This is a genomic window from Streptomyces sp. 4N509B (assembly GCF_052245655.1).
Lineage (GTDB): Bacteria > Actinomycetota > Actinomycetes > Streptomycetales > Streptomycetaceae > Streptomyces.
In genome coordinates this window covers 340,728-363,205 of sequence record NZ_JBQQBZ010000002.1, presented here as the reverse complement: position 1 = coordinate 363,205, position 22,478 = coordinate 340,728, and the positions used below count along the sequence as shown (strand labels likewise).

Annotated in this window: 24 protein-coding genes and 1 pseudogene; 9 read left to right on the top strand and 16 right to left on the bottom strand. The window is 73.1% G+C overall.

The window, feature by feature from the left end:
- Window positions 1-69: 69 nt before the first annotated feature.
- Together ACTWP5_RS03830 and ACTWP5_RS03825 are read left to right on the top strand one after the other, a co-directional pair.
- The gene (locus ACTWP5_RS03830; RefSeq protein ID WP_443219242.1) at window positions 70-1,059 is read left to right on the top strand and encodes a phosphotransferase enzyme family protein; all 990 of its coding nucleotides are present in this window, start codon (window positions 70-72) and stop codon (window positions 1,057-1,059) included.
- Window positions 1,060-1,185: 126 nt separating this feature from the next.
- Window positions 1,186-1,623, top strand: a pseudogene (locus ACTWP5_RS03825) (response regulator transcription factor); the annotation flags it as partial.
- Between the two features lie 64 nt (window positions 1,624-1,687).
- Here the strand turns inward: ACTWP5_RS03825 and ACTWP5_RS03820 are convergent.
- Window positions 1,688-2,071, bottom strand: coding sequence for a hypothetical protein (locus ACTWP5_RS03820; RefSeq protein ID WP_443219241.1), 384 nt, complete (start codon window positions 2,069-2,071; stop codon window positions 1,688-1,690).
- Window positions 2,072-2,257: 186 nt separating this feature from the next.
- Complete coding sequence (locus tag ACTWP5_RS03815) at window positions 2,258-3,118, bottom strand: maleylpyruvate isomerase family mycothiol-dependent enzyme (RefSeq protein WP_443219240.1); 861 nt, start codon at window positions 3,116-3,118, stop codon at window positions 2,258-2,260.
- Between the two features lie 103 nt (window positions 3,119-3,221).
- Here ACTWP5_RS03815 and ACTWP5_RS03810 point away from each other — a divergent pair, with 103 nt between their 5' ends.
- Window positions 3,222-4,181, top strand: coding sequence for a MerR family transcriptional regulator (locus ACTWP5_RS03810; protein ID WP_443219239.1), 960 nt, complete (start codon window positions 3,222-3,224; stop codon window positions 4,179-4,181).
- Here ACTWP5_RS03810 and ACTWP5_RS03805 read toward each other — a convergent pair.
- Window positions 4,082-4,669 (bottom strand): DUF7848 domain-containing protein, encoded by a 588-nt coding sequence (locus ACTWP5_RS03805; protein WP_443219343.1) that lies wholly within the window; start codon window positions 4,667-4,669, stop codon window positions 4,082-4,084. The genes ACTWP5_RS03810 and ACTWP5_RS03805 overlap by 100 nt on opposite strands.
- A 496-nt stretch (window positions 4,670-5,165) precedes the next feature.
- Here ACTWP5_RS03805 and ACTWP5_RS03800 point away from each other — a divergent pair, with 496 nt between their 5' ends.
- Together ACTWP5_RS03800 and ACTWP5_RS03795 are read left to right on the top strand one after the other, a co-directional pair.
- The gene (locus ACTWP5_RS03800) at window positions 5,166-5,960 is read left to right on the top strand and encodes a helix-turn-helix domain-containing protein (RefSeq protein ID WP_443219342.1); all 795 of its coding nucleotides are present in this window, start codon (window positions 5,166-5,168) and stop codon (window positions 5,958-5,960) included.
- Window positions 5,957-6,181, top strand: a complete 225-nt coding sequence (locus tag ACTWP5_RS03795) for a DUF397 domain-containing protein (RefSeq protein ID WP_443219238.1) — start codon at window positions 5,957-5,959, stop codon at window positions 6,179-6,181. Before ACTWP5_RS03800 ends, ACTWP5_RS03795 begins: the two co-directional genes overlap by 4 nt.
- A 124-nt stretch (window positions 6,182-6,305) precedes the next feature.
- Here the strand turns inward: ACTWP5_RS03795 and ACTWP5_RS03790 are convergent, their stop codons facing one another.
- From ACTWP5_RS03790 to ACTWP5_RS03780, 3 genes are all read right to left on the bottom strand, one after another.
- Complete coding sequence (locus tag ACTWP5_RS03790) at window positions 6,306-6,710, bottom strand: type II toxin-antitoxin system VapC family toxin (protein WP_443219237.1); 405 nt, start codon at window positions 6,708-6,710, stop codon at window positions 6,306-6,308.
- Window positions 6,707-6,937 carry a FitA-like ribbon-helix-helix domain-containing protein gene (locus ACTWP5_RS03785; protein WP_443219236.1) on the bottom strand — a complete coding sequence of 77 codons (231 nt, stop codon included), beginning with the start codon at window positions 6,935-6,937 and terminating at the stop codon, window positions 6,707-6,709. Before ACTWP5_RS03785 ends, ACTWP5_RS03790 begins: the two co-directional genes overlap by 4 nt.
- 85 nt (window positions 6,938-7,022) lie before the next feature.
- Window positions 7,023-10,190 carry an NACHT domain-containing protein gene (locus tag ACTWP5_RS03780; RefSeq protein ID WP_443219235.1) on the bottom strand — a complete coding sequence of 1,056 codons (3,168 nt, stop codon included), beginning with the start codon at window positions 10,188-10,190 and terminating at the stop codon, window positions 7,023-7,025.
- Window positions 10,191-10,254: 64 nt separating this feature from the next.
- Here ACTWP5_RS03780 and ACTWP5_RS03775 point away from each other — a divergent pair, with 64 nt between their 5' ends.
- Window positions 10,255-10,863 carry a GNAT family N-acetyltransferase gene (locus ACTWP5_RS03775; protein WP_443219234.1) on the top strand — a complete coding sequence of 203 codons (609 nt, stop codon included), beginning with the start codon at window positions 10,255-10,257 and terminating at the stop codon, window positions 10,861-10,863.
- Between the two features lie 24 nt (window positions 10,864-10,887).
- Here the strand turns inward: ACTWP5_RS03775 and ACTWP5_RS03770 are convergent, their stop codons facing one another.
- The 4 genes from ACTWP5_RS03770 to ACTWP5_RS03755 all read right to left on the bottom strand — a co-directional run bounded on the left by ACTWP5_RS03770 (window position 10,888) and on the right by ACTWP5_RS03755 (window position 14,330).
- Window positions 10,888-11,529: a nucleotidyltransferase domain-containing protein gene (locus tag ACTWP5_RS03770; protein ID WP_443219233.1), complete on the bottom strand. Its 642-nt coding sequence runs from the start codon at window positions 11,527-11,529 to the stop codon at window positions 10,888-10,890.
- 91 nt (window positions 11,530-11,620) lie between these two features.
- Window positions 11,621-12,547: an ArsR/SmtB family transcription factor gene (locus tag ACTWP5_RS03765; RefSeq protein WP_443219232.1), complete on the bottom strand. Its 927-nt coding sequence runs from the start codon at window positions 12,545-12,547 to the stop codon at window positions 11,621-11,623.
- Window positions 12,548-12,636: 89 nt separating this feature from the next.
- Window positions 12,637-13,560 (bottom strand): NADP-dependent oxidoreductase, encoded by a 924-nt coding sequence (locus tag ACTWP5_RS03760; RefSeq protein ID WP_443219341.1) that lies wholly within the window; start codon window positions 13,558-13,560, stop codon window positions 12,637-12,639.
- A gap of 95 nt (window positions 13,561-13,655) precedes the next feature.
- Window positions 13,656-14,330, bottom strand: coding sequence for a TetR/AcrR family transcriptional regulator (locus ACTWP5_RS03755; RefSeq protein ID WP_443219231.1), 675 nt, complete (start codon window positions 14,328-14,330; stop codon window positions 13,656-13,658).
- A gap of 142 nt (window positions 14,331-14,472) precedes the next feature.
- Here ACTWP5_RS03755 and ACTWP5_RS03750 point away from each other — a divergent pair, with 142 nt between their 5' ends.
- Together ACTWP5_RS03750 and ACTWP5_RS03745 are read left to right on the top strand one after the other, a co-directional pair.
- Window positions 14,473-16,257, top strand: coding sequence for a DHA2 family efflux MFS transporter permease subunit (locus tag ACTWP5_RS03750; RefSeq protein WP_443219230.1), 1,785 nt, complete (start codon window positions 14,473-14,475; stop codon window positions 16,255-16,257).
- Between the two features lie 165 nt (window positions 16,258-16,422).
- Window positions 16,423-16,854, top strand: a complete 432-nt coding sequence (locus ACTWP5_RS03745; protein WP_443219229.1) for an RNA-binding S4 domain-containing protein — start codon at window positions 16,423-16,425, stop codon at window positions 16,852-16,854.
- Window positions 16,855-16,938: 84 nt separating this feature from the next.
- Here the strand turns inward: ACTWP5_RS03745 and ACTWP5_RS03740 are convergent, their stop codons facing one another.
- The 5 genes from ACTWP5_RS03740 to ACTWP5_RS03720 all read right to left on the bottom strand — a co-directional run bounded on the left by ACTWP5_RS03740 (window position 16,939) and on the right by ACTWP5_RS03720 (window position 20,148).
- On the bottom strand, window positions 16,939-17,682 hold the full coding sequence (locus ACTWP5_RS03740; protein ID WP_443219228.1) for a DUF305 domain-containing protein: 744 nt from the start codon (window positions 17,680-17,682) through the stop codon (window positions 16,939-16,941).
- Window positions 17,683-17,835: 153 nt separating this feature from the next.
- The gene (locus ACTWP5_RS03735) at window positions 17,836-18,483 is read right to left on the bottom strand and encodes a DUF3105 domain-containing protein (protein WP_443219227.1); all 648 of its coding nucleotides are present in this window, start codon (window positions 18,481-18,483) and stop codon (window positions 17,836-17,838) included.
- Window positions 18,484-18,722: 239 nt separating this feature from the next.
- On the bottom strand, window positions 18,723-19,271 hold the full coding sequence (locus ACTWP5_RS03730; protein WP_443219226.1) for a hypothetical protein: 549 nt from the start codon (window positions 19,269-19,271) through the stop codon (window positions 18,723-18,725).
- Entirely contained in the window at window positions 19,268-19,576 is a 309-nt protein-coding gene (locus tag ACTWP5_RS03725; RefSeq protein WP_443219225.1) for a hypothetical protein, read from the bottom strand. The genes ACTWP5_RS03730 and ACTWP5_RS03725 overlap by 4 nt, the downstream gene beginning before the upstream one ends.
- A gap of 149 nt (window positions 19,577-19,725) precedes the next feature.
- Window positions 19,726-20,148: an ankyrin repeat domain-containing protein gene (locus ACTWP5_RS03720; protein ID WP_443219224.1), complete on the bottom strand. Its 423-nt coding sequence runs from the start codon at window positions 20,146-20,148 to the stop codon at window positions 19,726-19,728.
- Window positions 20,149-20,278: 130 nt separating this feature from the next.
- Here ACTWP5_RS03720 and ACTWP5_RS03715 point away from each other — a divergent pair, with 130 nt between their 5' ends.
- Window positions 20,279-21,514, top strand: coding sequence for a sensor histidine kinase (locus tag ACTWP5_RS03715; protein WP_443219223.1), 1,236 nt, complete (start codon window positions 20,279-20,281; stop codon window positions 21,512-21,514).
- 168 nt (window positions 21,515-21,682) lie between these two features.
- Here the strand turns inward: ACTWP5_RS03715 and ACTWP5_RS03710 are convergent, their stop codons facing one another.
- Window positions 21,683-22,453: an enoyl-CoA hydratase-related protein gene (locus tag ACTWP5_RS03710; RefSeq protein WP_443219222.1), complete on the bottom strand. Its 771-nt coding sequence runs from the start codon at window positions 22,451-22,453 to the stop codon at window positions 21,683-21,685.
- Between the last annotated feature and the right edge of the window lie 25 nt (window positions 22,454-22,478).

The window sequence follows — 22,478 nt, the reverse complement described above, 5'->3', positions numbered from 1 at the left end:
TCCGGTTCCGCGTCCTGGTTCGTTCCGGTTCCGCGTCCTGTTCCCCCATGCCGCTCCGGGGACCCGCCGATGGCCTTCGCCGCCACCCCGCTCTCGCGCCCCGTCGTCGACGCCGTCGTCACCGCCTGGGGCCACCTGCCCGACCTCCCGGCGCGCCGACCCGACGAGGACGACGCGTGGCGCCGGGCCGTCCGGCTCCACGGGGGTGAGGAGTCCGCCGCGTTCCGGCTGCGCGAGCTCGTGGTGCGGGTCGGCCCGCGCGGGCGCTCCCGCGAGGAGGCGGAGTGGTGCCACGCCGTCGCCCGACGGGCGGCCGGGGGCGGTGTGAGCGAGGCCGTGGCCCCGGTGCCCACCCGCCACGGCGGCACGGTGGTGAGCGTCGGTGGCCGGCCCGTGTCGCTGTGGCCGTACGTCGAGGGCGGCTGGGCCGACCGGGACGACCCCACCCAGCGCGTTGAGGCCGCCCGCCTCCTCGGCCGGCTTCACCGGGCCCTGCTCTCCGCCTCGCTCTCCGCCTCGCCTCCCCTCCCGGCCCGGCCCGTCCCCAGCCCTCTGGAGATCGGCCCGGACGGCCGGGGCCGGCGGGGGCGCTCGCCCCGCTCCGAGGCGGCCCTCGCCGAGGCGGGCCTGGTCGACGACGCCCTCGACCGCTGGCTGGCCGCCTTCCACGCCCGGCACCCGCTGACCCATCCGCTCCACGGCGACTACTACCGGGGCAACCTCCTCGCCCGCCACGGGCACGTCGTCGCCGTGCTGGACTGGGACGAGGCGCTGGTGGGCCCGCCGGCCCTGGAGGTGGCCACCGCGGCACGGGAGTTCGGCGACCCGTGGACCACCGACCTGCGGGGCGCCGGGGAGTTCGTGGCCGCGTACGCGGCGGCCGGCGGGACGGCCGGGCGGCTGGACGAGGAGGCCCTGGCCCAGCTCGTGCGGCACCGGCTGCGATGCGAGGCGAGCCTGTTCTGGGAACGGGCCGCCGCGGGAGGTGGCGGGGTCGACCCACTGGACGCGGAGTACCAGCGGCGAAGGATCGAGCTGTTCCGGAGCCTGCGGCCGTAGCGGCGACCGGGCCGCCGCGCCGCGCCGGGCCGCCGCGCCGCGCCGGGCGCGAGCCCTCCGGGGCCGGGGCCGGACGTACGGGAGTCGGCGGGGTGGTGGCCTGCGCGCACGGCGGACGCCCTACTCGAGATCGACGAGTACGTCGCGGGCGCGCTGCGGGCGGGCGCCAGCGGCTTCATCGGCAAGGGCGTCGCCGCCGGCGAGCTGCTGGCGGCCGTGCGCACGGTGGCCGGCGGCGAGACCCTGCTCTCCCCGGCCGCGACCCGCGCCCTGGTCGCCCGCTTCCTGGCGACCCCGGACGACACCCTCACCCCCTCGCCGGACGCGCTGGCCGCCCTCACCGCCCGCGAACGCGAGATGGTCGCCCTCGCCGCGACCGGCCTGTCCAACCACGACATCGCCGAGCGGATGGTGCTGAGCCCGTTCACCGTCCGCACCCACGTCCACCGGGCCATGGCCAAACTCGGCGCCCGCGACCGGGCCCAACTCGTGGTCATCGCCTATCAGACGGGCCTGGTCCGCGCGGACCCACCGCCCGGCCACGGCCACGGCGACGGCCGTTGACGTCCGGCTCCTCACGGTGTCGAGCGCGCCACCCCGTGCGTCACCGCTGTCACCTCGCTCCGGCCTACGGCCAGATGTGGAAGACCGCGGTGTCGCCGCGGCGGCTCGTGGTCCAGATGTCGAGGCCGTTGATGGTGCAGTTCAGGTGCGGGGAGCCGGAGCAGGAGGCGGACATGTTGGGGCCGCTGACGCTCAGCGAGACGCCACTGCTGCTGACGCGGGTGATGCGCACGCGCGTGATGCCGTGGTCGCCGTTGGCGTTGAACGCCTTCCCTTCCTCGATCCGCTTGGTGCAGTTGAGGTCGTAGCAGGCCCGGAAGCCAGACGTCGGCGGCTTCCTCTCGGCGGCGGAGGCCGTGTTCGTCACGGCCCCGGTCAGACCGAGCGCCAGTACGGCGCCGAAGACGGCCGTGCTGAGCACGCGGGACCTTCGGTGGGTGGACTTCATCTCTTCTGTCCTCACTCGGGTGGTGATGGCTTGGCCAGTCCCGTTGTTCTATCCGCACTCCACCGGGAGGGGTCCCGGTCCGCCGCGGCGGACCGGGGCGGAGCCCCGACGGCGGCTTCCTCGTGACCTCGAGCCCACCGTCAGGGCCCACCAGCCGGGGGCGCCGACCCCGTTCGCGGCCGGGTCTCACAACGCCGCGTGCGCCAGCCAGTGACGCAGCAGAGCGGAGTCGCCGGTGATCGTCAGCCCGGGATGGTCCGCCGGGACGCGACGGGTCAGCACCAACAGCAGGTCCCGCACGGGCCCGGCCACCGTCACGTCCGCGTCCGTGTCCGTGTCCGCCGCCCCGTCGTCGCCGGGACCGGTCCCGGGGCCCACGACCCGTTCACACCGTGGACCCTCGGGCGTCCGCGTCACCAGCCACCCGGACCCCGCCCACTCCACAGGCGCCCACCGAAGCCTCTTCCCGCCCCCGCGCAGCCGCGCCACGGCGGGCTTCAACGCCTCCACTCCCGGCGCGCACAGCAGCCCGAACACCTCGCTCATCGCGCCTGCGGCGAGGTCGGGGGCGACGTGGTACGTCGTTCCCGCCGCGAACGCCGCGTCCGCGTGGTGCACGCAGGTGTCGTACGTCATCCGCCGCAGCCAGAACGCGGCGGGGCCCGGGCCGAGGTAGGTCCAGACGGTGGTCTCGGGGCCGGTGTCGTGGAGCGCGTCCAGCAGCGCGTGGGCGCCGCCGAGGAGCCAGTCGCGCCAGGCCGCCGGCTCGCCCGGGTCCGCCTCCCTCGGGTCCGGCACGGCGGTGGCCTCCCCGGTCCGCACGATGTCCGCCGCCCAGCGGTCCGCCTGGCCGAGGTGCCCCACCAGGTCGCGGAGCCGCCACTCCGGGCACGTCGGCACGGGAGCGTCCGGGCCCATACCCTCGACCGCGTCCGCGACGGCGGTGGTCTGCTCCATCAGCCCCGCCGCGAGCCGTTCGACGTCCAGCGTCCCCTCGTCCAGCGTCCCGTCGTCCAGCGTCCCCTCGTCCAGCATCCGGTCGTCCATCTGCCGCCTCCCTCTTCGCCCTTCGCCGTTCCTTCCGACCCCTGGTCCGGGCCGATCTCGTCCGTACGCTAGGAGCGGCAGTCAGGTGGAGGTTCCAGTCATCGTGACCGACGTCACAGCGGGGGGAGCGGGCCGGGGCGTCGGGCTGGGCATCGGCGAACTCGCCCGGCTCAGCGGCGTGTCCGTCCGCACCATCCGCTTCTACTGCGACGAGGGGATCGTGACGGCCGGCCGTAGCGGCGGCGGCCACCGTAGGTTCGACGAGGGGGCCGTCGAACGGCTGCGCCTCGTCCGCCGGCTGCGCGCGCTCGGCATGGGCCTGCCCGCCATCAGGGACGTGCTCGACGGCCGCCTCTCCCTCACCGGCGCCGTCGCGGCGGAACGGGCCGCGCTCGACGCCGAGTGGGAAGCGCTCGCCTGGCGCCGCGCCGCGCTGCGCGCCGTCGAGGACGCCGACGGGCCCGCCAGCAGGGCCGCCCGCCTCGACCTGCTCGCCGCCGCGCCCTCCGGGCGGGCCGCCCACGACGCGCTCGTGGCGTTCTGGCGGCGGCTTGCCGTGCCCGAGGTGCCGGAGGACATGGTCGAGATGTTCCTCGTCGTCGGCGCGCCGCCCCCGCCCCGCGACCCCTCGCCCGGCCAGGCGGTGGCCTACGCGGAGTTGTTCACCCTGGTCACGGACCGTTCCCTGGAGCGCGAACTGCCCGCGCTCGACCGGTCGGGGCGGGTGCGCGCACGGGAGATCGCGCTGCTGGAGGACGTCGGCGAGGCGTGGGGGATGGTCCTGCCCCTGCTGCCGGCGCGGCAGCCGGCGGGCCCGGGACCCGCGCTCGACCGCTTCGTCCGCGCCCACACGACGGCGTGGGGCCGCCGGGACACCGCCGCGTTCCGCCGGGAGCTGCTGGCCGCCGCCCACGGCGGCGCCGTCCCGTACGCCGTCGTCGGCCCCGCCCCCCGCCTCCGCCGCTACTGGACCCTCGTCGCCGAGGCGACGGGCGACACCGCCACCCTCGGCGCCGCCCACGACTGGCTGCTCGCCTCCCTCGAACGCTCCGTCGGCAGCTGATCGGCCTCGCGGAACGCGTGCGCGATCGCCGACGCTGTGCTGGCCGGCCCGCGCCCACCGAGGAGTGGCGACCCGACGACGAGCGCGGTCAGCAGCGTCAGCGGTCCAGCCGCCAGGCCCGCCACAACGGCCACCGTCCGGAGCGCGGCCCGGCGGCCACGCCACCACCCGCGCCGTTTCGCGTGTGCCGCCGTCCGACGCGGCGGCGGCGCCTCGGGCGCGGCCGGGGCGGCCACGGCCGGGGCACGGTTCGGCGGTGGCCAGGGTGCGGCGCCCACGGGGGCGTGGAGCGGGTCAACGCGCCAGTAGTCGTGTGCCGTCACGCGGAACTGGTGGTGCGCCAGGCCGCGAGCGCGGGCGTGTTCCAGCGCCCACACCCGCACGGGTTTCTGGTCGTCCCACGACAGGTCGGACTCCGCCCCACACGTCAGACACACCGCCCGGCACAGCGCGGCCGGCGCTCCCTCCGCCCGCTCCGCGCACAACATCAACGCGGCCCCCTTCAGGATCACGTACGCCGTCACCGCGCCCCCCGCCCCGGACGCGACTTCCCGCCCCTGCTCTCCCGGTTCTTCCTGCTGATCTCGTTCGCTTCCCGCGCCAGTTGGCGGAGTTTCTTCATGGTCTCGCTGTCCGGGTTTCCCGATTGCCCCTGCTGGCTTGTGGGCGGGGCCGTCGGCGTTTCGAGCACCTGCACGATACGGTGGGCCATGTCATCAACCTCCTACCGGTTGAGGCCACGCCCCCGGACGCCAGGAACGTCGCGGGGGTATTCCTGTGACCATGTCTCGTTCGCCGGTGTCAGGCATCGCTGCCCGCACTTTTCTCGTCCCCATTCCAACGCACCATCCGCTAGGCTGGCGGGACTTGTGCGGCTTCGTGCAAGTCGTCTACATGCGGCGATGCGGCGCTGGTCATCATGACGAGAGGTCAGGGCGTTGGACGAGACGATGGCTCCCGAGCACATGAGTCCCGAATACCTCAATCCACTTCAGCGCTACGGACGCTACGTCAGAACGGTCCCGGGCAGAACGCAGGATCACGCAGAAGCAACTCGGCCGTGCCGCCGGCTACTCGGAGAGCTACGTCAGCCGGGTTGAGGCAGGGGAGTACGCACCTACCGCGAAATTCGCACAGGGATGCGACAGGGCGTTCGGGACGGGCCGGCTCTTCGCCGATCTGCTGGCGCGGATCGACGAGGCGGACCACCCGTCGTGGTTTCTTCCCTATGTCGAACTTGAGCGAAAGGCTTCGCGCATCCTCGACTACTCGACGACGAGCATCATGGGCATGCTGCAGACCGAGGACTATGCGCGTTCGATCTACCGAGCGCGATACCCGCATGAACGTGCCGACGTGATCAAGGGCAAGGTGGATGCTCGCCTACGGCGTCGAGAGGTGATGGAGCGGAAGAGTCCCCCCATGCTGTGGGTCATCCTGCATGAGGCGTGCCTGCGGACCGTTGTGGGGGGACGGCGCGTCATGGCTGGACAGCTCGCGCATCTGGTGAAGCAGGCGGATTCGCCGAACATTGATCTCCAGGTCATGCCCTTTGCGGCGGGAGCCGCAGCCGCACACCTGTTGCCGTACACGCTCCTGATGTTCGAAACCTCGCCCACCGTCGTCTACTCGGACGGTCCGCAGGGTGGCAGACTGCACGAAAAGACGGCAACCGTAGTGGATGGTCTGAACAACTATGATCGGCTGAGGGCTAACGCACTACCTCCCGATGATTCGGTTGTCCTGATCACGACCTTGTGCGAGGAGTACACGTCATGAGCGCTGACTTCGAACTGACCGGAGCCGGGTGGGTCACGTCGTCCTACAGCGGGTCAGACGGTGGACAGTGCGTGGAGGTCTCCCTCAGCTTCGCGGGGTCGGGCGTCGTACCTGTCCGTGACAGCAAAGACCCCCGTGGCGGGACGCTGGTGCTCCCGGCAGGCGGCTGGTCGTCGTTCGTCGCGGCCGTCAGGGGCGGGGAACTGCCGCCCGCTGCCTGAAGCCTCTCACCACGCCATCCGAACAGCGGCCCCCGTCACCACGGGGGCCGTCGACGTTACGTGCTCGGGCGATCCGACCTGTACCGTCGAGACGGTCGGCGGTCGGTGCCACGGGGGATTCGCATCAGACGCCGGACTCGGCGAAGACCTCGACAGGGCACTGGGCCCTGCCTGCACGCCCGATCCGAGCGTCGGTCGTGACCAGCGGCACGTCAAGTCCCTCGGCTAGGGCCACGTACGTGGCGTCGTACGGCGACAGGTTGGTCCAGAGCTCACGAACACGCGCTAAAACCGGCATGTGCTCCATCCTCCTGACGGGCAGCTGGCTGAAGAGGTCCCATGCCGCATCGAGTTCGGCGTCGCTCAGCTTTCCCCCGCGATGGCGCCCGCGCAGCGCGGAGGCAACCTCGACATCGAGCAGGTATGGCGCGACCAGGCGCTCTGACTCAGCACGCTTGCGCACCGCCTCGCCGATCGGCCCGGCGTCGGCCACCAGGTGCACGACCGCGCCCGCGTCCACCACGATCACGTGCGCTCCCGCTCTGACGCGATGTCGGCCAGCACCTCGCTCGTGGACAGCCGCGCGGTCACCCTCTCCCGGATGCGTGCGATGACGTCCTCGGTGGTCGGGGTGGCCGCCTCTTCCTCCAGCAGTGTCCGAGCGTATGCCTGGAGTGACTGTCGGTTGCGGGCGGCTCGTATCTTGAGCTCGGCCATCGCTTCATCGGACAGGTCGCGCACGTAGAGAGTAGCCATGCGACAAGAATAGTCGCATTGCTTGCAGAATGCTGGCTTCCGGGAAACGGTAGGCGGAGCCACGGCGGGTATCCGGCTGGCCGGGTCAGTAGCGGGAGGTCGGCGGCTGGGTGACGGTGGCCTGGGGGAGGGCGTCGTGGTGGGTGGCGTGGAGGTCGCCCTCCACCTCCACCGAGCGCAGGGACCCCAGCTCGCGCAGCGGGGAGAGGTCCACCGCCCCGCTGCCCCGGGGGTCGTATCCCACGAGGCGGAGCTTCGCCAGCTCCGGGAGAAGGGTGGCGAGGCCCTTCAGATCCGTGTGCTCGTCCACCCCGTAGAGCCGCAGCTCGTCGACCTGCGGAAGGCTGAGGCCGCTCTCGCGGAGAGCGTGCAGCGTGCGCGGGGGTATCCACAGGCTCGTGAGCGCGGGCAGACCGGCGATGGCCGCGAGGCTCGCCCGGGTCGGGGGGTGGTCGTCGTCGAGGATGGTCAGCCTGGTCAGCCCTGGCCATGCGCTGATGCCGGTGAGGTCGGTGATTCTGGAGGGCAGCACCAGGTCGGTGAGCGGCGCCCGGGTCGGCAGCCTGTCGAGGTCCGTGATCGGCACGCCGTCGCCCACGTAGAGGGTGCGGAGCTCGGGCAGGTCGTTCAGGCAGCGGAGGTCGTGCAACTCGGGCAGCAGGCGCAGCAGCAGGTCGTCCAGCGACGTCAGCGTCGTCAACGGGGAGAGGTCCGTGATCTCCGGTCCGTCGATGACGGAGAGGCGTGTCAGGGAGCGGAAGCGTTCGAGGAACGCCAGGCTCGCGATCTTCCCGCAGCTGAGCGTCAGCTCCCGCAGCCGCGTCGATCCCACGGCCCCGAGGATCTGCGCCTCGGTGAAGCCCGAGAGAAACGCCAGGTAGGGGTGGTCCGGCAGGGTGGTGCGGAGGGCGTCCAGCTCGGCCTCGGTGTGCAGTTGGAGGCGGGGCGCGCCCTCATGGGAGAGGCCCGCGAGGATCTGCGTCCCGAAGCGCTCGTGGTCGAAACGGCTCCAGTCCCTGAGGAGCCGCCCCCGGACCCTCACGGCGGGGTGGTCGCGGAACGGGACGAGTCGGCGCAGCGCCGCGTCTCCTCCGACCTGGTGGGCGACCTCCACCACCGCCCACGCCTCGTCCTCCGTCAGCCCGTCGGGCCCTGGCAGCAGCTCCAGTGCCACCGGGCCGACGGCCGCGAGCGACCGCGCCTCCTCGTACGTCCTCGGCGGGATCAGCGCGGCGGCCCGCCGCTCCACCTCCTCCCGCACCCCGGGGTCGAGTTGGGTGGCGTGCTCCAGGCAGGCCATGGCGAGCAGGTGGAGGCGGACGCGGTGCTTCCTCACCGTGTCGCCGCGCTTGACCAGCTGTGTCAGCAGCCGCTTCCGCTCGTCGGGCCGGGCGTGGGCCACGGCCATGCGGACGACGTCCTCCCACTGGTCGAGGTGGGCGTGCCGCACGAGCAGCGGGAAGTCCCGGTTCTCCACGACGGCGCGGGCGGCCAGGTAGTCCTGGAAGGTGCGGTGGACGAAGTCGACGACGTCCGGGGCGGGTTCGCGCAGCAGGCCGGAGCGGTCCAGCAGGTAGCGGTAGACGTCCTCGGCCGTGCCCGAGGCGGCGTCGCGCCGCATCGTCGGCAGGACCTGGTCGATCAGCTCGACGGCGTCGGCGCGTTCCATCTGGGAGTGGCCGTTGCGTATCAGCCAGTACGCCAGCCGCTCCAGGATCAACGCCTGCGACCTGGCGTCCATCCGCTGGCCGTGGTCGATGCCCCGCTGCCGGTCGCGTCGCTCCAGCAGCATCCGCAGCGCCGCCTCGTACAGCTCCTCGCGGCCCTGCGGCAGGTAGCCGTGGCTCGCCCGGTGGAGGGCGCAGATCAGGCCGCACATCAGGGGGTTGGTGGCGAGCCGGGCGAGGTCGGAGCGGCTGTGGATCGCGGCCAGCAGGGCGTCGGCCCGCTCCTGGCCCGCGTCGGCCGCGCGGTGCCAGCGTTCGACGAAGGCGGCGACGTCCTCCCTGCTCATGGGGGCGAGCGACAGCTCGCCGAAGCCCTCGGCGGCGAGCCAGTCCTCGCGGACGGCGGAGGGGCGCGCGGTGACGAGGCAGACGGTGCCGGGGAACGCGGCGAGCAGCTCCCGCAGCCACCTGCGTGTGTCGTCCCGCTGCTCCTCGGGCACCTCGTCGATGCCGTCGACCAGCAGCAGCGCGCGGCCGTCGGCGAGGACCCGCTCCGCCCAGCCGGACGGCGGGGTGTGTGGGCAGCCGACGGCGCTGAGGAAGTCGCGGGGGGCGGGGAGCGCGCCGCCGGCGCGGGTGAGGGTGCGCAGCGGGAGGACGAACGGGACGCGGCCGAAGAGGAGGTGGACCAGCTCCCCGCCGAGGCGGTGTTCCGCCGTGGTGACGGCGAGCCACTGCACCAGGGTGGTCTTCCCGGCGCCCGCGACGCCGCGCAGCAGCACCCGTTCGCGTCCGGCCAGGGCCTGTTCGGCGCGCTGGGGCGGGCCTGGCAGCCCGCGCCGGTCCTCGTGACCGGCCTCGGGGCCCGCGTCCGTCGCGTGCGGGCCGCTCTCGGTGGTCTCCAGGCTGAGGTAGGCGTCGTCCAGCGGCCACTCGTCGTCGAGGTCGATGCCGAAGATGGTGAGCCTGCCGTGCCGGTGGGCGACGTACCGGCGGTACCGCTCCTCGAACGCGGCGTCCTCGGCGTGCTGGGCCGGCAGCCGTTCCACGAGCAGGTCCAGCGTCGCCACGAGCCGGTCCGTCTGCCGCGCCTGTTCGACGAGGGTGCGGGCGACGAAGGTGGAGCGGCGGGTGAAGAAGTCCAGGACGTGCAGGCAGGACAGCTGCACCAGCCGGCCGTGGAACTGCTCGGCGTCCCGCGACAGCTCGCGCGCGTGCCGTGAGCTCAGCGCTCGCGCCAGCCCGTCGGCGCCCAGGCGGACAGCCTGCACGTCGTCCATGTCCAGCTCGCCGAGGCCGGCGAGGGTGTCCGCGAGCGCCATGGCCACGGCCTCGTGCTCGTCCTCCGGAGGCGTCTCGCCCGGCCCGGCGGCTGCCACCGCGCGCCGCACCAGCTTCCGCGCCAGCTTCTCCAGGTCCTGCCGGGTGAGGGTGCGCTTCTCGCCACGGAAGGAGACGAGCGACGCGATCCGCACGGGCTCGTCGACCAGGCCCGCGCCCGGCTGCTCCGCGCGGAACAGCTTCTTCACCAGCGGCGCGACGACGGTCGACCCCAGCCGCAGTCCGACGGCGGCGGCAGCGTCCATGTGTGTGTCCCTCCCGGAGCCGAGCGTAGTCGAGGCGCCTGGGCGGCTGAGGGAGGATGACGCGATGGATAGCGAAACAGCAGTGACGTTGCGTCGGCTCGACGAGGGGCTGCTCGGGCGGCTGTTGGCGGCGGCGGTGGCGGACGCCGATCCGCTGGAGGTGATGCCGCCCGTCCCGGGCCCGGATCCTGGCGCGTGGACCGGGGAGCGCCGGGCGGCGTTCCTGCGGTTCCACCGGTCGCGGTCGCTGGCGGCGCGGCCGGTGGAGACGACGTTCGCCGTGCTCGTCGGGGAGGGCGACGGCGGTCAGACGGTGGTGGGGGCGGCGCGCCTCTGCCCGCTGTCCGAAGGGGGCAGCGGGTCGGAGGCCGAGGCGGGGCTGTGGCTGGGACGCTCCCACCGTGGCCGGGGCGTGGGTCGCGCCGTCGTCGCGCTGCTGCTGGAGCGCGCCCGCGACGCCGGCTTCCGCCGGCTGCTGTGGCGGACCACGCCCGACAACGTCGCGAGCGTCCGCCTGGCCGCCGCCCTCGGCGGCGAGCCGACCAGCGTGGACGCGAACGCGGACGGGGACACGGACGGGGACGCGGACACCGTCGAGGAAACGGTCGAGGCGTGGCTGGCGGTCCCGCTGACGAGGCCGGACGGCCCTCAGCACTCCAGCCGTAGGTCGTGATCCTGGAGGTCTTCGACCGGGTACTCACCTGAGAGCCGCGAGCCACGCGTGGTCGGGATAGAGCCGGGCAAGGTGGTCGGCCAGGGTGTCCCGCTGGAGGTTGGTCAGGAGCGGCACTGTGGCATCGAAGTCTTCCTGGTCCTTCGGACGGACCTGGCGAGCCTTGAACAGCAGGACGAGCTCGGGGACCAGGTAGGGAACCCCGCTGGGTGTCCGGCCGATGATCTCGGCGTATGGCAGGCGGATCGCCGGGTCTCTCCGACAGATCCACGTCTCCCCGTCGTGGGGCTCACGGAAGACGTCGAGCAGGTAGCGGCCGGTCGTGGGGTCGCGCAACCACGTCTGATGCGTGAGGTTCAACGCTTCGGGCGATGCCTTCTCCCATATCTGGCCAAAGCCCACGGCGTCGAACTCGAACTCGCACTCGGGAAAGCATTCCTCGATCTCCGGGAAGCGCGCGGCCGGGACCGCGATCTCGATGTCACCGTGTTCCCGGGTCTGCTCACCTCTGAAGAGATCCAGAGCCCAACCGGCAGCGACGTACCAGGGCGCGCGAACCCCGATCAGGCGGCTGGCGACCTGGTCGGGGCGCCACGAGCCCGCCCAGCGGGTTTCGAGTTCCGCCAGGTCGGGCGTGATGCCACCGGGAGGAAGCGGTCCAGTCATCCGGTCAACCCTGAGTACTCCATCCGAGACGGTTCGCTCGAATCGAGCCCCGCCGTCGTGTCCGCCGGTTGGTGCTCGCGAGGCGAACTCCTCAGGCCACGCGCTGGTCCTGGTCGTGCTCGGTCGTGGTCTCCAGGAGCGTCTTGAGGTCAGAGAGCAGCTCGGGCCAGCCCTGGCTGACCATCCCCAGCACGGTGCTGTCCGGCGCGAAGCCGTCGTGGATGACGGTCAGCTTCACCTTCTCGCCGTCCACGCCGCCCCCGCTCTCCCCGACGTCGCCGCCCTGGGGCTCGATCTCGAAGGCGACCTTCGACCTCGGCTCCGCGGCGATGGCGGCGAGGGTCTCCTCGTCGACCCCGGCGGCCCGTGCCCAGCCGGGTGTGAAGGTGTGCCAGGTGTAGGCGAGGCGGCGGTAGGGCTCGGCCTCCAGGATGACCTGCTCGGGGTCGGAGATGGTCTCGCCGCCCTGCTCCCACGTCATGGTCGAGCCCGGGGTCCAGCCCGACTCGAACGTCACGCCCCAGTACCGGCGGGTGAAGGCGGGGTCCGTCAGCGCCTGCCAGAGGCGTTCCGGCGTGGTGCGGATGTACGTGACGTAGACGAACGCGGTGGGCGAGGGGACGGTGGCCGGGGTCGGGGTGTCGTTCATGGGTGGGTGCTCCAATGCCGTCGTGAGGTCGGCGAGTGCCCGCGCTCGCGCGCGGTCGTACGGGTGGATCCAGCGCTCCGCGACGGCGTTGATCGGGGCCGCGTTGAGATAGTGCAGCTTCTCCCGGCCGCGACGGGCGGTGGTGACGAGGTTCGCGGCCTCAAGGACCGCCAGGTGCTTGCTGACGGACTGACGCGCCATGTCGAGACCCGAACAGAGCTCCCGCAGGCTCTGCCCGTTGCGCGCGTTCAGGCTGTCGAGCAGCCGGCGCCGGCTCGGGTCCGCCAGCGCCCTGAACACCTCGTCCAGCTCCTCCACCCCGTCCGCCGTCCGGCCCGACCCGCCGTCGCGGGAGCGAGCACACGACATGCAGCCGTCCGGCTGCCTGACGCCTGCCACGTTAGGCAGCCGTGCGGCTGCATGTCAACGGCGACACCCCCTCCGTTCAGCCCGGGGGCTCAGGGAACGGTGACGACGATCTTGCCGGCGGTGTGGCCCTCGGCGCTGAGGGTGTGGGCGTCGGCCGTGCGCTCCAGCGGGAACGTCGCCGCGACGTCGACGCGCACCACGCCCTCGACGGCCAGCCGGCCGAGCTCCCGCAGGTCCTCGGGGTCCGGGCGGACCCACAGCACCCGCCCGCCGAACTCGGTCACGGAGCCGTCCGCGATCGACAGCACCCGGCCGCCGTCCCTCATCACCTCGGGCGTGGTGCTGACGGCCCCGCCGCCGACGAGGTCGAGCACGACGTCGACCCCGCCGGGCGCCAGCTCCCGCACCCGCTCGACCAGGCCGTCCCCGTACGTCACGGGCTCGGCGCCGAACGCGCGCAGCCGCTCGTGGTTGCGGGTGCTGGCCGTGCCGATCACGCGGGCGCCGCGGTGGCGGGCGAGCTGTGTCGCGAAACCGCCGACGCCGCCCGCCGCGCCGTGGACCAGCACCGTGTCCCCGCTCGTCACGCCCGTCGCCACCACCGCCTGGTACGCCGTCAGGCCGGCGAGCGGCAGCCCCGCCGCCGCCTCGACGCCGAGCGCGGCCGGCCGGTGCGCGAGCGTGCGGACGGGCGCCGCGACGAACTCCGCGCAGGTGCCGCCCGCGAGTGCGTCCTTGCGGACGTAGCCCATCACCTCGTCGCCGACGCGGAACTCGGGGGTGTCGGCGCCCAGCGCGACGACCGTGCCGGCCACGTCCCAGCCGGGCACCACGGGGAAGACCGTGTCGAGTATCGGGTCGAGGTAGCCGCTGCGGGCCTTCCAGTCGACGGGGTTGACGCCCGCCGCCGCGACGCGCACCAACACCGAGTCGGGCCCGACCTTCGGCATCGGCAGCTCGCCGAGTTCCAGCACCTCGGGGCCGCCGTAACGGCGGTAGAAGACGGCCCTCATCGTGTCCCTGGTGTCCGTTGCATCCGTCATGCGGCCCATCGTGCCACCGGGAGGTGACGGGCCGGGCGGGGCCTCGCCGGGGCCTCGCCAGGGCGTCAGGCGGAGACGGGCGGGGACGACGGCGGAGGGGCGGGGGCGGGAACGGGGGCGGCGTCCGTGACGTGGGCGTCCGTGGCGTGGGCCGACGTGGCGTGGGCGTCCGTGGCGTGGGCCGCCGTGATGAGTTCGACGGCGACGGCGAGCGCGGCCGTGCGCTGCTCCTCGGGGTCGGAGAGGAGGTGTCGGAGCGCGAACATCCGCGAATGGAGCGTGAACAGGGCGCTCAGGCAACGGACCTGGTCCACGGGCGTGGCGTGCTCGGGCAGCAGCAGCCTGACCAGCGCGATCGAGCGCTCCTTGAAGCCCTCGCCGATGCGCAGCTCGCGCACGGCCGCCTGGTTCTCGTGGAGGAAGCGGAACAGGGGGGCGGCGCGGTCCATCAGCTCGCCGTAGCGGCGCAGCACCTCCGTGCCGGTGGCGAGGTCGCGCGGCTGGGGGCGGGCCCACTCGATCAGCTCGTCGATGGGGCGGGCGACGTCCTCGAAGACGCTGGCGAGGATGTCCTCCTTGGTCCTGAAGTGGTAGTACAGCGCGGCCTTGGTCACGTCGAGCCGCTCGGCGATCTCGCGCAGCGAGGTCTTCTCGTACCCCTGCTCGGCGAAGAGCTCCAGGGCGACGTCCTGGATGCGCTGCCTCGTGTCCGACCTGCGCGGTTGGCGCGTGCTGCCCATCGTGTCGTGCTCCCTGCCCTTGAGTGCCGGTCGAGTCTGGCTCGCGTATTGCTCACGTTTTACTTGACGGCCGGCTAGTAGCCGGTCTACTGTCCCAGCGTACTCACTAGCCGGTCGGCAAGTAAGCTTTGGGGAAGGTTTCATGTCACAGACGGCGCGGCCCGGGAAGAGCCGGTCCGGGCAGCAGCCCGAGTCCAGCGAGCGCGGCGACAACGTCGAACCCATCGAGAACGTGGAGCCCGCGAAGAACGTGGAGCCCGGCGCGGCGGGCGCGGCGGGCGCGCCGGACGGCTCCGGCGGGCCGAAGCAGCGCAGCATCCGCGTCGTCCTGACGGCGCTCATCATCTCGTTCCTGCTCGCGATGCTCGACAACATGATCATCGGCACCGCCATGCCCACGATCGTGGGCGAGCTCGGCGGCATGGCACACCTCTCGTGGGTCGTCACCGCGTACACCCTCGCCACCGCCGTCGCCACCCCCGTCTGGGGCAAGGTCGGCGACCTCTACGGCCGCAAGGGCGCGTTCCTGACGTCCATCGCCATCTTCCTGCTGGGCTCGGCGCTCTCCGGCCTCGCGCAGGACATGGCGCAGCTCATCGCGTTCCGCGCGGTGCAGGGCCTGGGCGCGGGTGGCCTCATCGTCGGCGCGCTGGCGATCATCGGCGACCTCATCCCGCCGCGGGAGCGCGGTCGGTACCAGGGCATGTTCGCCTCCGCGATGGCGGCGGCGATGATCGGCGGCCCCGCGGTCGGCGGCTTCATCACCGACCACTGGGGCTGGCGCTGGACGTTCTACATCAACCTCCCGCTCGGCGCCGTCGCACTCACCATGGTCACGCTCGTGCTGCACCTGCCGAAGCGGGAGCGGCGGGTGTCCATCGACTACGTCGGCGTGGTGCTGCTGACCATCGGCATCACCTCCGTCGTGCTGCTGACGACCTGGGGCGGCACGGAGTACGCGTGGGGCTCGCCGGTCATCGTCGGCCTGGCGGTGGCGGGAGCCGCGGCGCTGGCCGCGTTCCTCTACGCGGAGACCCGCGTCGCCGAGCCGCTGGTGCCGCTGCACATGTTCCGCAGCCGGAACTTCGCGCTCGTGTCGGTGATCGGCTTCGTCGTCGGCTTCGCGATGTTCGGCGGCACGCTCTACCTGCCGCTCTTCCAGCAGGCCGTGCAGGGCGCCTCCGCCACCAACTCCGGGCTCCTGCTGCTGCCGATGCTGCTGTCGATGATGATCGTCTCGCTCGTCTCGGGGCGGATCACGACCGACACCGGCCGGTACCGGGCCTTCCCGATCGCCGGCGGGGCGCTGATGGTGGTCGGGCTCGCGCTGCTCTCCCAGATGGACACCGGCACCTCGCGCCTGACCTCGGGCCTGTTCATGGCGGTGCTCGGCGCCGGCATGGGCTTCCTGATGCAGATCACGATGCTCATCGCGCAGAACAGCGTGGAGCCCAGGGACATGGGCGTGGCGTCCTCCACGACGACGCTCTGCCGCACGCTCGGCATGTCCTTCGGCACGGCGCTGATGGGCGCGCTCTTCACCCGTGAGGTGGAGGCGACGATGGCGGGCGGCGGCGGGGACGCGGGCGGCGGCGAGGTGGCCGCGGGGGCGGTCTCGGAGTCGGCGCAGCTGACGGCCGACGCGCTGGCGGCGCTGCCGGCGGCGGCTCGGGAGGCGTACCAGTTCGCGGTGGCCGAGGGCATCAACGCGTCGTTCCTCTTCGCGGCCGGCTTCGCGGTGGTGGCGTTCGTGGCCGCGCTGTTCGTCCGCGAGGAGCCGCTGCGGGGCGGGCCCTCGGACGCGGAGGCGGCGCGGGCCCAGCCGACGGAGGGGCCGACCGGCGGGCCGGCGGCCGAGCCGGCGGACGGGCCGGCGGACGGGGGCCCGCGGCGCGACGAGCGCAGCCCAGCCTCGCTCTCCTCCTGACACCGCCGCCTCGGCCGGGTCACCGGCCGGGGGGCGACGGCCCACGGCGGCCCGCGACGACCCGTGCGGGCCGCCGTGGGCTGTCGCGGGGCGTCGTCGGCCGTTGTCGGCTGTCGTGGGACGCTGCGGGCCGCCGCGCGCGTCGCGTAATCCCCGCGCCGGTCCGTGCCGATCCGTGGCACAGTCGGACCCATGGATGCCGTTGACACCGCGCAGCAGGCCGGCGAGTCGGTCCGCGTCGACAGCTGGATCTGGTCCGTGCGCCTGACGAAGACGCGTTCGCTGGCCGCCACCGCCTGCCGCGGTGGCCACGTCCGCGTCAACGGCGACCGCGTCAAGCCCGCCCACCCCATCCGGGTCGGCGACGAGATCCGGCTCTTCCACGCCGGGCGTGAGCGCGTCGTCAAGGTCAGACGGATCATCCGCAAGCGGGTGGGCGCCCCCGTCGCCGCCGAGTGCTACCTCGACAACAGCCCGCCGCCACCGCCCCGCGAGGCCGTCGCCCCCGCGGGCATCCGCGACCGGGGCGCCGGCCGTCCGACGAAGCGGGACCGCCGCGAGATGGAGCGGCTGCGCGGCCCGAAGGGCCTGCGCTAGGACCTCTGAGGGTCTGGCCGACTCTGGCTGACGGGAGCTGGCTGACGGCTCTGGCTGACGGCTCTGGTCGACGGCCGCGGTCGACTACGGCAGGGGCTCGGCGTCGCGGTCGGCGAGCATCTCCGTCATCAGGGTGATCTCCGACTCCTGGCTGCTGACCATGGAGTCGGCCAGCGAGACGAGCTCCTCGTCCGTGCCCATCTCGGCGGCGGCCCTGGCCATCTCGACGCCGGCCTCGTGGTGGGCGGTCATGAGCTGGAGGAAGAGGATCTCGGCCTCGGTGCCCTCGGCCTCCCGCAGCTCCGCGAGCTGGGTGTCGGTGGCCATGCCGGGCATGAGCGCCCCGTCGTGCGGCTCGAAGTCCGCGAACTCCCCGTGGTCGCCGTGGGAGCCGTGCGCGCCGCCCGACTCCTCGTCGCCGTCGCCCGTGGACTCCGCCATCCAGGCCATCAGCGGCTCCTCGCCGGCGATCGGCAGGTCCCAGGTCTCCAGCAGGGCCAGCAGCATGCCGCGCTGGTTGGCCTGGGTGTTGATGATGTCGTACGCGAGACGGCGCACGTCCTCGTTCTCGGTCCCCTCGCGGATGACGAAGGACATGTCCACGCCCTGCTGGTGGTGGATGGCCATGTCCCTGGCGAAGCCGGCGTCCGCGGAGTCCGACGTGGGGGGCGGCGCCGGGCCGGCCCCCGCCTCGTCGTCCCCGGCCGCCACGGAGAGGACCAGCAGGAGCAGACTGACGACGGCGAGGCTCGCTCCGGCCGCCAGCCACCAGCCGCGCGAGCGGGCGGGGGTGGTCGTTCCGTCTCGGGTCGTGCCGTCGTCAGTCACTCGGTCGTCGTCCTCGGGGTGGTCGGTGACGGGGTGGTCGGTTCGGTGTCGGTCGTGGTGGCTTGATGCTTACTTCTCGGTGGTCGTTCTCGGTGGCTTGGTGCCTGGTGCCTGGTGCCTGGTGACCGGGTGCCTGGGCGGGTCAGCCGGTCGTCACAGGCTGTCGGGGTTGGAGCAGGTGGCGCCGGGCTCCGGGGTCTGCTCGCCCTGGACGTAGCGGGCGAAGAAGGTGCCCACCCGCTTGTCGTTGGCGTCGTCCACGTCCAGCTGGTGGCCCCAGGCCGTGAGCGTGATCGGCGAGTCCTGGTCCTGGTAGGGCGACATGAACGAGTACGGGGTGTTCTCGACCCTCTCGCGGAGCGTGGCGAGGTCCTCCTCGCTGGCCTGATCGGTGTAGGTGACCCAGACCGCGCCGTGCTCCAGGCCGTGAACGGCCTGCTCGTTGGTGACGGGTTCGTCGTAGACGGTGGCGTTGCAGTCCAGCCACACCGCGCTGTGGTCGCCGCCGGCGGGAGGGCTCATGGGATAGTCCACGGTGCCCTCGACGTGGTTGCGGCCGAGGTCGTCCCAGCTCTCCTCGCCCTGGACCGGCTGCGTCCTCGCCTCCTCCTCGGCCCGCTGGTCCTCCTCGGTCGACCACCAGAGAAGGCCGCCGCCGAGGAGTATGGCGACGACGACGGTGACGACCGCCGTTATGGTGAGAATCCTGGCGCGGCGCTCGCGGGCCTGCTCGGCGCGGCGCATCTCTTCTATTCGGGCGCGGCGCTCAGCCGCCTTCGCCTTCGTGTTCTTCGAACCCATGAGAGTCTTCCTGCCTTGTGATGCTGAAGGTGTCTACGGGGAAACGCGCCAAGCCGGCGGACTTGGGCGCTACACCCGCAGCAGCTGCACGGGCCCGTGGTGCGCCACGTAAAGAAAAACGGACATACCAACCATCTGATCCCCAGGGTATTTGAATGCCGAAGTTATCAGATGGCCGATTGAGGCGGGATAGGACAACCTGGACGCTCGCGAGAGATCGCGGGCGCCTCCCGATGGCCTTACGGCAGTGTCTGTACCTCGATGTCGGGATAGAGCGCCCGCAGTGGCTCGGGGGCGGCGGTGATCACGGGCCACTGGCGGGCGGCGGCGAGGTACGCGACGTGGCCGGCGGTCGTGGCGGCCGGGCGGTGGGCGGAGCGCAGGATGCCGGAGCCGACGGCCTGCGGCTCGTCGAGGCTGGCGAGGGTGACCAGCGGGAAGCGGAGTATGGCGGTCAGGGCGTCCCTGCCGTGGGGGTGGAGTTCGGCGGCGGCGTCGGCGACGCACGTGGCCGGGGCGAGCAGCGGGATGACGTGCTGGTGCGCGAGGCGGAAGAGGGCCTGCATGGCCAGGCCGCCGCGGGCCGCGTCGACGAGGGCGGTGGTGTCCAGAATTCGCCCGCCGATGCCGCGAACCCCGGGTGCGGCCCCCGTTCCGACGTCCTCGCCGGTACCCGGGTCGCCCGGGGCGCTCGGCGGCTCGGGCCGCCGGGGTTGTTCCGGCTGCTGGGGCTCCTGGGAATGTTCGGGCTGCTCGGGCTGCTCGGGGCCGCGCGTGGGATCGGTCACGCGCCGGTGCCGCCCGCGCCACGCTCGTGCGCCGTGCCGGCACCGGTCTCGGCCGGCTCCTCGATGCCGAGGGCGCGCCGGGCCCACGCCTCGTGCTCCGCGGTCGGCTGCTCGCGCGTGCCGAAGAGCCGTCGCAGGGTGTGCTCGACGTCGGCGGCCTCGCGCTCACGCTGGATGAGCTGCTGGATGTGCCCCGAGACGCTGCCCCGGCCGGCCTGCTCGGCCGCCCTGAGGTACTCCAGCTGCTCGTGCGGGAGGCTGATCGCGATCTTGGCGGCCCTGGCGGCGCGCCCGGGAGTGGTCATACCGTAGTTATACCGCTTGGGGCCCGTGCCCGCCAAGCCGTCCGGCCACGACCCGGGGCACCCGGCATCCGGCATCCGGGAACCCGGGTGCCCGGCCTCCGAGGTGCCGACACGCCGCCGGCCGCGCGCCGCGGCGTCACACCCCGAAGTCACACCCCGAAGAGCTCCAGCAGCTCCGTCCTGGCGAACATGCGGGCGGTGTCGATCGCCGAGGGCTGCCCCGCCGCCGGGTCGGCGCCCGCCTCCAGCAGGACGCGGACCACCCCCGCCTCCCCCTTGAAGGTGGCGCCGGCGATCGGCGTCTGCCCCCGGTCGTTGGCCCGTGAGGCGTCCGCGCCGCGCGCGAGCAGCGCCCGTACGGTGTCGGCGTGCCCGTGGTAGGCGGCCAGCATCAGCAGCGTGTCGCCCTTGTCGGTGCTGAGGTTCGCCGGCACGCCGGCGTCCACGTACGCGGCCACCGTGTCGGTGTCGCCCTGCCGGGCCAGGTCGAACACCTTCGCCGCGAGCTGCAACACCTCGGGATCGTGCGCGGGCTCATCGCTTTCCGGAGCAGAGCCGGTCGAGCCGGTCATCGGGGACTGTCCTCCTCAACACCATCACGTTCGAAGGCGGGGCGGCGGCGGGCGAACGGCGATGGACCACACGCACGCGGGGAATGAGCGGAACCGCACCGCTGGCCCCAGCCTACGTACTCTGGGCTGCATGGCCGCGCCCTCCGTCTCCTCGAAGCCCCACCTGGTCACGCGTGACCGCGTCCTGACGGGCACCGGCCTCGTCATGGCCGCGGACAGCGTGCTCATCCTGCTGGTGGAGGACGAGCGGGGCTGGGTGGCCGCCCTCGCCGCCTGGCTGATCTCCCTCGCGGCCTGGCTCTCGCTCGCGCTGGTGCGCCGCCGGCCGGTCCCCGTCGCCCTGCTCTGCCTCGCGTCGGCCACCTTCTACTACCCCGTCTCCGCGGCCGACGGGCTCACCCCGATCGTCGCGTTCATCGTCGCGCTCTACTTCGTGGCCCGCACCGGTCGCTTCGCCGCCGCGCTCACCATCTCCGTCGGGAGCGTCGCGCTGCTGATGTACACCGAGCTCGTGTACTTCGAGGAGGACCGACACGTCGAGCCGGTGGCGGTGCTGCTGCTGTCGGGCTGGTTCCTCGGCGTGATCGCCTTCGGACACGCGATCCTCGTCCGCCACGCGTACCAGCGCGAGGCCGAGCAGCGCGCCCTCGCCGCCGAACGCGAGCGCGACGTGCGGGCCCGCCAGTCCGCCACCGAGGAGCGGCTGCGCATCGCCCGCGAGCTCCACGACGTCCTCGGCCACAACATCTCGCTGATCAACGTGCAGGCCGCCGCCGCCATCCACCGCAGCGCCCGCCGGCCGGGCGAGACTGCGGAGCTGGTCGCCGCGCTCCAGGCGATCCGCGGCTCCAGCCGGGACGCGCTGCGCGAGCTGCGCGCCACCCTCGGCGTGCTGCGCCAGGTCGACGAGGAGACGCCCACCGCCCCCGCCGCCGGGCTGGACCGCGTCGAGGAGCTGGCCGAGCGGGCCCGCGGCACCGGTCTCGACGTCACTGTCGAGACGACGGGCGCGCCGTCGGAGCCCGAGGCGCTGCCGCCGCAGATCTCCCTCGCGGCCTACCGCATCGTGCAGGAGTCGCTGACCAACGTCACCCGCCACGCCGACGCCCGCCGCGCCGTCGTGCGCGTCGCGTACGAGCCGGGCCAGCTGCGGCTGTGCATCGACGACGACGGCCGGGGCCGGACACCCGCCCCCGGTTCGTCGTCCCTGGGTGCCGAGGCGGGCAGCGGCATCGACGGGATGGCGGAGCGGGCCCGCGCGTTGGGCGGCGAGCTGACGGCCGTGGACACGGGCGGGGGCTTCCGGGTCACCGCCCGGCTCCCCCTGCCGTCCCCGCTGCCGGCGCGGGAGGCGGACGCCGCGTGACCGCGCCGGGGCCTTGGGGCTCCGGGAATCCAGGGCTCCGGGGCTGGCCCGACTGCCGCCTGGTGAATGGGCGGCGAACGCCGGCCCCCTGAGGTGCGGGGCCGGCGTCCGCCCGTGCGGTGGTGCGGTGGTGGGGTGGTGCGGTGGTGCCGTGTGCGGTGGTGCGGGTCAGCGTCCCGTGAAGTGCGGCGGGCGCTTCTCCAGGAAGGCGCGCATGCCCTCCTTCTGGTCCTCGGTCGCGAACAGCGCGTGGAAGACGCGGCGCTCGTAGCGGACGCCCTCGGCGAGGCCGACCTCCAGGGCCTGGTCAACGGCCTCGCGGGCCGCCATCGTCGCGGACTTGCCGTACCCCGCGATCGTGCGGGCGACGGCGACCGCCTCGTCCATCAGCCGCGCGTCCGGCACGACCCGGGAGACCAGCCCGCTGCGCTCGGCCTCCGCCGCGTCCATCGTGCGGCCGGTGAGGACGAGGTCCATCGCCTTCGCCTTCCCCACCAGCCGGGTCAGGCGCTGCGTGCCGCCGATGCCCGGGATCACCCCGAGCGTGATCTCCGGCTGCCCGAAGACGGCGGTGTCGGCGGCGATGACGAGGTCGCACATCATCGCCAGCTCGCAGCCGCCGCCCAGGGCGTAGCCACGGACCGCGGCGACCTTCGGCGTGCGCAGGGCGGTGAAGCCCTCCCAGCCCGCGAAGTAGTCCTCCGCGAACATCTCGCCGGCCGTCCTGGTGGCCATCTCGCGGATGTCCGCCCCGGCGGCGAAGGCGCGCTCCGAGCCGGTGAGGAGGAAGCAGCCGACCTCCGGGTCCCGGTCCAGGGCCGCCAGGGTGGTGACCAGTTCGGTCATCAGCTCGCTGCTGAGGGCGTTGAGCACCTCGGGACGGTGGAGGCGGACGGTGACGACCCGTCCCTCCCGCTCCACCTTGATGTGGTTGGGCATGTCGATCCCTTCCCTTCCTTTCCCT